Source organism: uncultured Campylobacter sp., assembly GCF_937890585.1.
GTDB lineage: Bacteria > Campylobacterota > Campylobacteria > Campylobacterales > Campylobacteraceae > Campylobacter_A.
In genome coordinates, this window is the sequence record NZ_CALACG010000170.1 from 1 (window position 1) to 10,828 (window position 10,828).

Sequence of the window (10,828 nt, forward strand, 5' to 3'; positions counted from 1 at the left end):
ACCTGAAAGGCTTGCGAGCTTTGCGGTGTTTTTGTGACGACGCAGCCAGTAAAAAATAGAGTAAAAAGCAAAATAAGTGAAATTTTTTTCAAGATTTGTCCTTTTAATGTAATTTTAAGCATAATGGTAATATAATCCCAATTTCATAACCGAACAGTGGCCCATTCGTCTAGCGGTTAGGACATCGCCCTTTCACGGCGGTAACACGAGTTCGAGTCTCGTATGGGTCACCACTTCTAAAAGTCAAAATCTTATCCACATAAGCTTTAAAATTTCGTTAATTCAACATTTTGATCCATTTTGTATTTTAAATTTTCAAATTTGCAGATTGAAGTAGAACACCTAAATTTACCAAGCAAACCAGCCAGCCAAAAGGCTAAATTTACATCTGGTGCGGTTTGCCTAGTAAAAATCCCTGTGCGTATGAAATTCCAAATTTCTTTATATACTCTAAAATTTCCTCGTTGCTCACAAACTCAGCCACGATCTTATAGCCCTGCCTTTTTGCAAAGCTAACGATAGTTTCAACCAAAACCCTTGCGTTTTCGTCGGTTGGTAGCTTTTTGATGATAGAGCCATCTATCTTGATATTGTCTATATCAAGCTCTAAAATTCGGTAGTAGTTTGAGTAGCCCGAGCCAAAGTCGTCTATCGATATCTTGCAGCCATAGCCCTTTGCCCTTTTTATAAATTTATTTGCCATGGCGTAGTCGCTAAGCTCTTCGCTCTCAAGCATCTCAAAGCAAATTCTACTCGGATCAGGGCAGCTCTCTAGCTTCTCTTCTAAAATTTCTCTTACACTAGGGTCGGTTAGGTCAGAGCTTGAGAGGTTGATAGAAAATGTAAAATTTGGATATTTTTTGACTAGATCAAAGGCAAGCGCGATAACCCTTTTTGTTATCTGCACATAAAGCTGTGTCTTCATCGCGATCTCTAAAAACTCGCCTGGGTAGCGGATCTTGCCATTTTGATCGACGATACGCACCAAGACCTCATAAAATTTAGCCTCTTTTTCATCTTCGTGAACATTGAAAATTCCCTGACACTCGACGATAACCGTGTCGTTTTCAAGGGCGTATTCGATGAGCTGCGTGATGAGCTGGTTTTTGTAGTATCTCATCTCGATCGCGTCGTTTTCTAGGTAATAATATATCTCATTGCCGCTATCAGTTGCCTGCTGGTTGGCTAGGATAGACTGCACAAGGCGGTCTGTTTGAGGCGTGTCGTTTGGCAAGGATACGCCAAGAGTTATCTTAATGCCAGGCAAGTTTTCAAATTTACCATCGATCTCGATATTTATCCTGTTAAAGTTAAAGTACTCTTTTATAAAACCTATATCTCTAACGATGTCATCGCCTTGATACCAGATATAAAACGCATCGTCTTGAAATCTAAATAGCTCAGCATTTACAGAGTATGTATCTACGCAGAGTTTTAGGGTGTTTGCCACCGCTTTTAGCATGGCGTTGATGACCTTTGTCTGGTAGAAAAATCTAAGCATTTTATAGTTTTTGATGGTTATACAGATCAAAATTCCATCTTTTTTCGCCTCTAAAATTTCAGTCAGCGCAAAGTAGTTGCCAAAGCCAGTTAGCTTGTCGATTGAGGATTGAATTTTTATCTGCTCATTTTTTTGCTTTAGCTCATTTAGCATACCTATCTCTTTTGTGCGGTCAAGCTTGACAGCCATGTATCCTTCGAGCTTTTCTTCAAAGAAAAACGGCGCAAAACGCACCTTTTCGTATAGTAAATTTCCGCTCTTTGTCTTGCTAATGAGCTCGTCGCTCTCCCAAGAGCTCTTATTCATTATGGCGTTTTTTATCTCTGCATAAAAGCTATCTGGGTGCATATAGGATTTTAAAATTTTAGGGTCTTTGCCAACGACCTCACTTAGTTTATAGCCTGTTTTTACCTCAAAAGTCTTGTTTACATATAAAATTTTATTACTATTATCGCAAAAAACTACCGAGCTGTGTGCCGTATCGACCGTGGCTTTTAGAAGTTTTATCTGTTTTAACTGTTTGATAACTATTCTTGCTTGATAAAAAGTTAGCGCGCAAAATAGCACAAAGCAGACAAAGCAAAGCCCCTGCATGATCATGATATTTCGCACCATCGACATATATGATCTTAGGCTCTCTTTTCTAAAATTCCTTAAAATTTCTCCAAGTTTTATATCAGCTGAGTCCTTTGCTATGTTGCTAAGGCTCTTTGCAAATCCAAGCGCGTAAGAGGCTTTTTCTAGGATCGAAGTCGCCTTTGCGTCGTTTTTATAAGTAGTTTTAAACCTCTCTATTTGCTCTTTTGTTATATCAAGAGCTTCATTACTTATGATAGCCGAGCTTCTTATCGCGTGAAATATCGGATCTAGCGGCTCTAGCCTCTTGTCGCTATCTATCTCATGCTCACCAGACAATATATAAGAAGCCATCGACGAGCTAGCGAAATTTGACCTATCTATGAGCCTTTGCTTTTTCGCAAAGCTATCTTGTATGTTTTTTAAAAATTTAGCGTTTTTCTCTTGATGTAAAATTTGCATAACACTATTTAGCTCATCAAGCTGGCTTAAATTTTGGTCGAAATTTCTTAAATTTTTATTGACATCGTCGTAGTTTAGGTGAAAGACGTTATTTTCTAGGCTAAAGCTTAGCTCATTATCTAGTAGCATAAGGTTTAAAACCTTGTCGTTAAATTTACTGACTACGCCAACAACTTTATTTGCCTTATATATGTAAAAAGAGGCAAATCCAAAAACTACAGCCAAAACGATTAGGATGATATTTACTTGTCTTTTATTCATTTAGTATCCTAGGTCTGCGGCCATTTAGCGTCTGCAAAAATTTATAAATTTGCTCTATCTCTTCATTGCTTAGTGTGTGAAGTAGTTGGCGGTAGCTTACAAAGCTTATCAACTCTTTTAGGTCATTTATGCTACCACTTATTAGGTACGGATATGTTCTGGTGATATTTCTTAAAGATGGCACTCGTAAAAGACGCCTATTTTCTGTTGTATCTTTTTTTAGTCCTATATCTTGCATCAAATTTCCACCTAAATTTCTACCATTGTGGCAAGCCACACAGCCGATCTTCTTAAAAGTCTCAAAGCCTTTTTTTGCTTCGTCGTCTATAGCATTTTTATTGCCAGCTATGTATTCATCAAATGGCGAGTCTATGCTAAGCACTGCCTTTTCAAACTCTACCAAGGCATCTACTATATTTTTATATTTGATACCATCTTCATAGGCATCCTCAAACAAAATTTGATACTCGCCTATGCTTTTTACCTTTTTTACTATCTCATCTTTGTTTGAATTTAGCTGGTTTCTAGAATTTATCGACTCGTTTACTTGCTCTTTTAGGCTTCTAGCTCTACCATCATTAAAAAATATAAAATTTAGAGCCGCATTTAGCATGCTTGGTGGGTTTAAAGCGCCATTTTTGCTAGTGTAAGATGGATTTGTACCACTGAAATTCCAGTATAGGTTGTGGCAGGTCTCGCAAGAGTAGTTTTCAGTGGGGCTTAGCCTTTTGTCAAAAAAGAGCTTCTTACCGATGCGAGCTTTTTGTTCGTCGTATTTTGATGTGAGTACCGGCTCGAAAGTCTCGCTTGCCATCATTGTGCAAAAGGATACCAACAAACAAAATAAAAATTTATTCATAAAATCTCCATATTTTTAACCGCATAATTATAGCTCAATTATTTTTATATCTACCAAATCGGCTAATTTGTAAAAAATTTAGCTTTTATTTGCATTTTGAAAAAAAAGTTGTATAATCCGCTAAAATACAACAATTTTCAAGGAGGAACCAATGAAAAAAGGTTTTACAATGATCGAGTTGATCTTCGTGATCGTTATTTTGGGTATATTAGCCGCAGTCGCTATACCAAGACTAGCTGCAACAAGGGATGATGCAGAGACAGCTAAAGTTGCTACAAATATACAGACTATTATTTCTGATCTAGGCTCATACTATACTTCACAGGGTAAATTTGCAGAAAAAAGCGGTAGCACTGCAGATTCTGATGGTGGTGTTGATGCTGATTTTGCGCAAATGACAAATGTTCCAAATCCTGTTAAAGCCAAGACTGAAGAGTGCCTGAATTTAGGTAAAATAAATAATAAAAACGGTACTGTTGTAGCTACTATTAAAGTTGGCGGACTATGTCAATCAGTATGGGATTTACCTTCTATGAGAACTATAGCAGCGTTAATAACAGGTACTACTACTGCATCTACTTCTAGTGTTGCAGCTGCTACTGGTAAATTAAAATTTGGTGGTACTGGCATTAAGTGGGAATAACTTTTAATCTTTACTTATTGGCAAGGAAATTCCTTGCCATCTCTTTTAATCTACTTTTAAAAATTTATTTTTCATTTATAAAAAAATTAGCTATAATCTCGTAACTTCAAATTTCAAGGATGAAGTGATGAAAAAGGCCTTTACAATGATCGAGCCAATCTTTGTAATAGTTATCGTAGGAATACTAACCACAGTTGTTATCTCTAAGATAAATGCCACAAGAGAGGACGCTAAGCTTACAAAAGTTATGTCAGAGATAGCCGTTGCCATTCAAGACATAAATGTCTACTACATATCAGAAGGTAAGCTGGCTATTGACACCAAAAATAACAGAGTTGATTTTAGAGCGATGACAAATGCTGGGGTTATAGATAGCTCTGGCAACCTTGGCTTTTTTATTAAAGATGATGAATGCTTTTTTATATCAAGTTTTTTTAATACTGGTCATAATGATGAAAACTACCTAGGGGTAAATATTGGTCAAAATGGCTTATGCAAAAGGCTTTGGGAAACTTCAGAATTTAAACAGCTTGGACAAACTATGCTAAGATCAGCTGGAGAAACATCCCCGTATTTTATCAGTTTTGGCGCAACTCGCGTTATTTTTTAACTATATAAATTTACTAAAACTTCAAAAGTCCGAAATTTACGTTTTATTCTTGAAATTTTATAAAAATAAAGTCCAAAACTAATTTTTTCTTGACAACAATAACATTTTTAGATACAATGCGGTTTTTTAATGAGGTAGTGGCATAAACTTACAAACACGACTCAGGCGGGGTGTAGCGCAGTCTGGTTAGCGCATCTGGTTTGGGACCAGAGGGCCGAAGGTTCGAATCCTTTCACCCCGACCATGTTAAATGGTGAGTGTAGCTCAGTCGGTTAGAGCATCAGATTGTGGTCCTGAGGGTCGTGGGTTCGATTCCCATCACTCACCCCATTTTGGGCGCTCGTAGCTCAATTGGATAGAGCGACAGACTTCGGATCTGTAGGTTATGGGTTCGACTCCTATCGGGCGCGCCACTTAAAAGACTTTATGCGCTCATAGCTCAGCTGGATAGAGCAACGGCCTTCTAAGCCGTAGGCCTCAGGTTCGAATCCTGATGGGCGTACCACTTATTATTGTTGTGCGGATGTGGTGAAATTGGCAGACACGCCAGACTTAGGATCTGGTGCCCCACGGCGTGGAGGTTCAAGTCCTCTCATCCGCACCATCTTTTTAAAATCCATCTTTAAAACTTCAAAAACTCAATTTTCATTTGAATTTATCAAATTTACTTATTTAAAATTTAGTAGAAATTTTCACTTATCAAACGATCTGCATTAAATTTATAAAATTCAAAGATCAAATTCCCAAATTTACGCCATTAAAACAAAGAGATAATAAGAAACCAAAGGCGAGTGCGGTAGTGTTGAGACTGCCATTTTTGTGTGAAGGCACGCGAAGGTTTGTTTTATAGTTGTGCTAATAGGCTTGATAGCGTATTTTAGCTTTGGTAGGTAGATTGTAAGGAGATCGGGTTGAAATAAATTTAAGCTTGATGGCTGGCTGCAAATATGAGGCAGCTTTTTAGTAATAACGCTACTTGTATGCCAAGAGCGTAGGCAGTGGGCTAATATCGCGCTAAATAGCTTATAATTTTTGTCTGCGGTGTTAAACTATTATGATGGCAAATTTAGATATTTAAAGAGCAAATTTGCAAGGCGAGATGGTTGGTTTTTGGGCGTGAAACGGCATGATCATCATGTGTGTATATGTGAAATTTGCAGTAATGCCTTGGGTGGATTGCGATGCAAGGTGGTGCAACTATCACCTTGATAAGCTAAGGAAAATTTACGCCTAAATTTAGCCATTTTTGGTTTAAGCCTTTAATATTTAAGGCGCAAAAATGCCAAATTTGCAATGAAATTTTGAGCTATTTACAAGCTAATCTTGTTTGGCTTGTGGCAATAGCCGTGAGAGCCGGTTATTTCAAGTAATAAAAAAGCTAAATTTGCAGTGTAGGCAGTAAATTTATCGTGCAAAGACAGCTTTTTATAGGCTGTATGTAAAGTTGGTTATGGCAATTTAGCCACAAAACTAAAAAAAGATAGAAATTTATGGCTAAATTTGGTTGTTATGGCTTAATTTTAGAGGCTGTGATTTAAAGAGTAAAAGGATCAAATTCATAACGGAAGCAGTAAATTTAAGCTACCAGAAAAGCATTTTTCATGGATAATGCGCTTGGCAATGTCCTGGTGCCTCGCGATATGGGGATAGTTACGGCTGATATGCTCTCATTAATTTTTTAATAACATAGAAATTTACGACCAAATTTAACTATCTCAGGAGCCAAATTCTGCTAGTAAATTTGTATCTTGAGCTAAATTTAAAGAGTAAAAACAAGGTGGATTGTGAATTTGGGCTATTAAAAAAGCTTGCCTTGTGTTGGTAGCAGTGTTTTAAGAACTAGCGATAATGGAGCTAGCTATGATAGCTCTGCTCTTATTAAATTTGACGAGAAAACTTAGCAGCACGAAAATTTACGACGAAATTTAGTCGTTTCGGACTTAAATCTAAAATTTTACTAACAAATTTTAGTCAAATTTACACTGACTTTGAAATTTACTCAGCAATCAGCTTGATCTAAAAGCACATATAGGTAGCAGTTTGTCTTTTTAAAGATATAGAAATTTGTTTGTTTTGTAGCTTTTTATTTAGGCGATAAAGCGTGCCTAAATTTGCAAAATATAAATTTAGTAGTGATTCTAGCCCCAGTTGTTTTCAATAAGTGATATTTAGCGCTTTAGGGCAAGTTGATTGACTAACTATGGGTCAAATTTAAGTCACAAGATATTTTGATTAAAAGCAGCAAATGATCAAATTTAGCCCCCAATCGAGGGCTAAATTTATATAAATTCTACAAAGATTGCAAAATTTTTGGTTTAGAAAACGCAGTGATTGGTTTGATCTCGCCTTTGTATTTTTCTAAATTTACAAGGATTGTGTGTCCGCAGTTGCTTTGAGCGATGCTAGATGTGCCTTTGTCGCGAGTTAGGACATTGACGCAGCCGTGTTTGCAAAGGCTCTTTTCGCCTAGCACTTCAGGATCGTACCACGCACCCTCGCATATGGCGATGACGTGCTCTGGGATGATGTCAGTGACAAGCGCACCGACTAAAATTTCGCCCCTGTCGTTAAATACTCTCACCACATCGCCAGTTGCGATGCCTTTTGCTTTGGCGTCATTTACGTTTATTAGCATTGGCTCGCGCGCGCATACTTCAGCGTAGTTTCTGATCACGGAGTTATTTAGCTGTGAGTGGAGGCGGTATCTTGAGTGTGGGGTTGTGACGCTAAATGGATACTTTTTGGCTTTTTCACTGCCAAGCCACTCAAACGGCTCGATCCAAGCAACGTGCGGCGCAAAGTCTTTGTAACCAAATTTAGCGATAGTTGGAGAGTAGAGCTCTATCTTGCCAGATGGCGTGCCTAGGCGGTTTTTGTGAGGATTTTCTCTAAAAGCACTAAGCCTTGTGTAGTATCTGCTCGCTTCGTCATCTTGCTCAAATCTAACATATCCCTCTTTCCAAAACTCATCAAAGCTTGGCATCTTGACATTTATGCCTTTGGCTTGCTCGGCTGCGTCTGCGTAAAATTCTTTCGCCCAGCCAAGCTCATCTTTGCCCTCTGTAAAGACCTCTTCTCTGCCCCAGCGTTTGCAGATTTGCGAGCAGATCCAGTAGTCACTCCTGCTCTCGCCCATAGGCTCTACGACAGGCTTGTAAGCCACGATGTACTCGTTTGTAGGCACGCTTTGGTTGATGTCATTTCTCTCGACTTCAAGGGCTACTGGCAAGACGATGTCGCTTAGTTTTGCTGTGCTTGTCCAAAATGGCTCAGCTGTTATTACGGTGTCAAATTTACGCCACGCTTTTACGGCGTTATTTACGTCTTGATGCCTTGTAAACATCGATCCAGACGCCATATAAGCCACTCTCATGTGTGGTAGCTTGATCTTTGAGCCGTCATAGTCTATCTCTTTGCCAGGGTTTTGCAAAGCCTCGATCGATCTTGAAGATGGGATGGTGACGTTTTTAAATTTCTTCCAAGGAGCGCCATCTACATTGTCGTATTTCTCGCTTATGCTAGTGCTGATGCCTTTTAGTGACGGAGCGATCTTGTCTGTAGCGCCATTTGAGTGGTAGAGGTTAAACTCAAAGCCAAGTCCCTCTTTGCCGATCTGACCTAACATCGCGCTAAGTGTTACGATACCCCAAAAGCTCATCTCGCCGTGATCTTGTCTTTGAAGTGATCTGCCTGCGATGATGACGCTTGGCTCTTTTGCAAGTGCTGTTGCAAATTTAGCGATATCCTCAGCTTTTACGCCACAAATTTTACTCGCCCAGTTGATATCTTTTACCACCTTGTCGGTTGTGCCAAGTAGATAGTCTTTAAATTTATTAAAGCCAACTGTGTATTTTTTGATAAATTCTTCGTCATAAAGCTTGTTTTCATATAGATAGTGGCACATGCCAAGCATCATTGCTACGTCGGTATTTGGACGAACGATGATAGCTTCAGAGTCAAGGTATCTTGTGGTGTCGTTTTTAAAGACGCAAACGCTATAAGTTTTTATGCCTGCCTCTTTTATCTTTTTGATGCCAAGATAGCCATCATGTGTTGGTGGCTGCCATGAAATTTGATCAGTTACAAGTGGGTCAGTGCCCCAAAATACAACGTTTTTAGCGTTTTTAGCGATAGCCTCCCACTTTGTCGGAGCATCATAAACGGCGCTGTTGCCTAGGACGTGAAGCATGATAACAAGGCCAGCACCCGTTGAGTAGTCGCCGCTCTCTTCTACATATCCGCCAAGCACTTTTAGCATCCTGTGACCAACAGTCCTACCCCAGCTGATCTTGCCGCTACCGCCCCACCAGTAGCACTCGCCGTAGATGCTCTCAGGGCCATATTTGTCAAAATTTTCTTTTAGAGCCTTGGCTGCTAGATCAAGGGCGGTCTCCCAGCTAACACGCACAAATTCCTCTTTGCCACGAAGCTCGCTCTTAGCTGCGCCTTTGGCCTTTAGATAGCTCTTTCTCACGTATGGATAGAGCACTCGGCTTTCGTTTTGGATGAGGTCTGGCAAGCTGTTGTTCATGGTATTTGGAAATTTATCGCCCTCAAATGGATCGACGGAGACGATTTGGTTTGAGTTGGTATTTGCCCAAAATAGCCCAAATCTATTTGCGCCAAAGGTCTTGTTTTGATCAAAAATGGTCTTTGTCACGCCTTCTATCTTGTTTGCTTGTGCCGCTGTGGCAGCAAGTGCAGAAAATTTTATAAAATCTCGTCTTTTCATATTTTCTCCCTTATGAAAATTTATTTTACTTTTTTGGCATTGTGCTGTAGGTATTTAAGCACTAAATTTAGGTCAGTTTCATCAAGTGCAACAAATTTCGCATCAACCATACCAGCTAAATTTGCTGGCCATTGAGCAGCTGTAAAGCTGTTTGGCTCGTGCAACCTGTGACATGCTGAGCAGGTCTCCTCATAAATTTTCTTTGCCTTTGCGTAAAGCTCTTTTTGGTTGCCACCAAGTGCGTCATTTGGCACTTCATAAATGCCATCAGCTTGGTACCAAACCTCGCCGTAGTCGTCTTCAAGATCTTTTACTTTTTTGAAATTTGCCTCGCTCTCTTCATCAAAAGCTACAAAAACTTCAGGATCTTCTACGCTTCTTTGAAGCTGAGCCAAGTAGTTTGCCGACACGACACCACTAACCTTGATCTTACTCGTTTTATCGCCTTTTTCTACGACCTCAACTGGCGTTAAAACCTCTATCTTACCGATCATCTTGCCATCAAGTGTTATGTTTGCATCTTTTGCGATCACATCAGCACCAAAGGCAAGACTACAAGCTAGCACTGGGGCTAAAAATAGCATTTTCATTTGACAATCCTTAAAAAAAGAAATTAAATGAATTTTATAACCAGCACGCTTAAAATTATATTGCTATATTTAGAGAAAAGTAAGTATTTTAGGGGATTTGAAAGGGCTAAAGTAAATTTAAAGTTATAAAAATAGGGCGATTGCTCGCCCAAATTTACTTTAAGGATTATTTCTTCATCTGGATAGCAGTTTGTATCATCTCATCACTTGTCGTGATGCTTTTTGCACTCGCTTCGTAGGCCTTTTGCGTGACGATTACCTCGCTTAGTGCTTGACCAAGATCGACGTTACTCATCTCAAGCTTGTTTGCTAAAATTTGCGCCCCATAAACGGTCTCGCCAGCTTTGTTTTTGTAAAAAAATGGCTCGCCAGAGTTGGCTGTGGCTTCATAAAGATTGTCGCCAACCTTTGCCACGCCTTGGTCATTTATAAAGTGATAAAGCGCCACTTTTGCTACGGGGAATGCACGAGTGTTGTCAAAATTTGCCATTATGTTGCCGCGGTCATCGACGCTATATTTTGATAAAAGCCCCTCAGCGTATCCATCTCTTTTTATATTAAAATCTTTTCTGGCGTTAGCTGAGCTTGTCATGC

8 protein-coding genes and 6 tRNA genes are annotated in these 10,828 nt (G+C 39.2%); 8 read left to right on the plus strand and 6 right to left on the minus strand.

Going from position 1 to position 10,828, the window contains the following annotated elements:
* The first annotated feature begins 158 nt into the window (after positions 1-158).
* Positions 159-233: transfer RNA gene (locus Q0296_RS04940), tRNA-Glu, on the plus strand.
* Positions 234-382: 149 nt separating this feature from the next.
* On the opposite strand, the gene Q0296_RS04945 is transcribed toward Q0296_RS04940, so the two are convergent.
* Complete coding sequence (locus tag Q0296_RS04945) at positions 383-2,800, minus strand: EAL domain-containing protein (protein WP_298037351.1); 2,418 nt, start codon at positions 2,798-2,800, stop codon at positions 383-385.
* Positions 2,793-3,659, minus strand: coding sequence for a cytochrome c peroxidase (locus Q0296_RS04950; RefSeq protein ID WP_298037357.1), 867 nt, complete (start codon positions 3,657-3,659; stop codon positions 2,793-2,795). The genes Q0296_RS04945 and Q0296_RS04950 overlap by 8 nt, the downstream gene beginning before the upstream one ends.
* Positions 3,660-3,810: 151 nt before the next feature.
* Here Q0296_RS04950 and Q0296_RS04955 point away from each other — a divergent pair, with 151 nt between their 5' ends.
* The 7 genes from Q0296_RS04955 to Q0296_RS04985 all read left to right on the plus strand — a co-directional run bounded on the left by Q0296_RS04955 (position 3,811) and on the right by Q0296_RS04985 (position 5,516).
* Entirely contained in the window at positions 3,811-4,302 is a 492-nt protein-coding gene (locus tag Q0296_RS04955) for a type II secretion system protein (RefSeq protein WP_298037361.1), read from the plus strand.
* Between the two features lie 127 nt (positions 4,303-4,429).
* The gene (locus Q0296_RS04960; RefSeq protein ID WP_298037363.1) at positions 4,430-4,912 is read left to right on the plus strand and encodes a type II secretion system protein; all 483 of its coding nucleotides are present in this window, start codon (positions 4,430-4,432) and stop codon (positions 4,910-4,912) included.
* 166 nt (positions 4,913-5,078) lie between these two features.
* Positions 5,079-5,156: transfer RNA gene (locus tag Q0296_RS04965), tRNA-Pro, on the plus strand.
* A gap of 9 nt (positions 5,157-5,165) precedes the next feature.
* Positions 5,166-5,242: transfer RNA gene (locus tag Q0296_RS04970), tRNA-His, on the plus strand.
* Positions 5,243-5,248: 6 nt separating this feature from the next.
* Positions 5,249-5,325, plus strand: a tRNA-Arg gene (locus Q0296_RS04975).
* 15 nt (positions 5,326-5,340) lie between these two features.
* A tRNA-Arg gene (locus Q0296_RS04980) sits at positions 5,341-5,417 on the plus strand.
* 14 nt (positions 5,418-5,431) lie between these two features.
* Positions 5,432-5,516, plus strand: a tRNA-Leu gene (locus Q0296_RS04985).
* 470 nt (positions 5,517-5,986) lie between these two features.
* On the opposite strand, the gene Q0296_RS04990 is transcribed toward Q0296_RS04985, so the two are convergent.
* The 4 genes from Q0296_RS04990 to Q0296_RS05005 form a co-directional block, all read right to left on the minus strand.
* The gene (locus tag Q0296_RS04990) at positions 5,987-6,109 is read right to left on the minus strand and encodes a hypothetical protein (protein WP_298037366.1); all 123 of its coding nucleotides are present in this window, start codon (positions 6,107-6,109) and stop codon (positions 5,987-5,989) included.
* Between the two features lie 1,093 nt (positions 6,110-7,202).
* Positions 7,203-9,644, minus strand: a complete 2,442-nt coding sequence (locus Q0296_RS04995) for a molybdopterin-dependent oxidoreductase (RefSeq protein ID WP_087581954.1) — start codon at positions 9,642-9,644, stop codon at positions 7,203-7,205.
* 20 nt (positions 9,645-9,664) lie between these two features.
* Positions 9,665-10,234 carry a hypothetical protein gene (locus Q0296_RS05000; protein WP_298037377.1) on the minus strand — a complete coding sequence of 190 codons (570 nt, stop codon included), beginning with the start codon at positions 10,232-10,234 and terminating at the stop codon, positions 9,665-9,667.
* Positions 10,235-10,400: 166 nt separating this feature from the next.
* The coding region (locus Q0296_RS05005; RefSeq protein WP_298037379.1) for a flagellar hook-basal body complex protein at positions 10,401-10,828 on the minus strand (428 nt) is incomplete at its 5' end.

What these genes read in the sequence shown, in the direction of transcription:
- Q0296_RS04945 (WP_298037351.1), bottom strand. Translation starts at nt 2,800, where the DNA reads ATGAATAAAAGACAAGTAAATATCATCCTAATCGTTTTGGCTGTAGTT.
- Q0296_RS04950 (WP_298037357.1), bottom strand. Translation starts at nt 3,659, where the DNA reads ATGAATAAATTTTTATTTTGTTTGTTGGTATCCTTTTGCACAATGATG.
- Q0296_RS04955 (WP_298037361.1), top strand. Translation starts at nt 3,811, where the DNA reads ATGAAAAAAGGTTTTACAATGATCGAGTTGATCTTCGTGATCGTTATT.
- Q0296_RS04960 (WP_298037363.1), top strand. Translation starts at nt 4,430, where the DNA reads ATGAAAAAGGCCTTTACAATGATCGAGCCAATCTTTGTAATAGTTATC.
- Q0296_RS04995 (WP_087581954.1), bottom strand. Translation starts at nt 9,644, where the DNA reads ATGAAAAGACGAGATTTTATAAAATTTTCTGCACTTGCTGCCACAGCG.
- Q0296_RS05000 (WP_298037377.1), bottom strand. Translation starts at nt 10,234, where the DNA reads ATGAAAATGCTATTTTTAGCCCCAGTGCTAGCTTGTAGTCTTGCCTTT.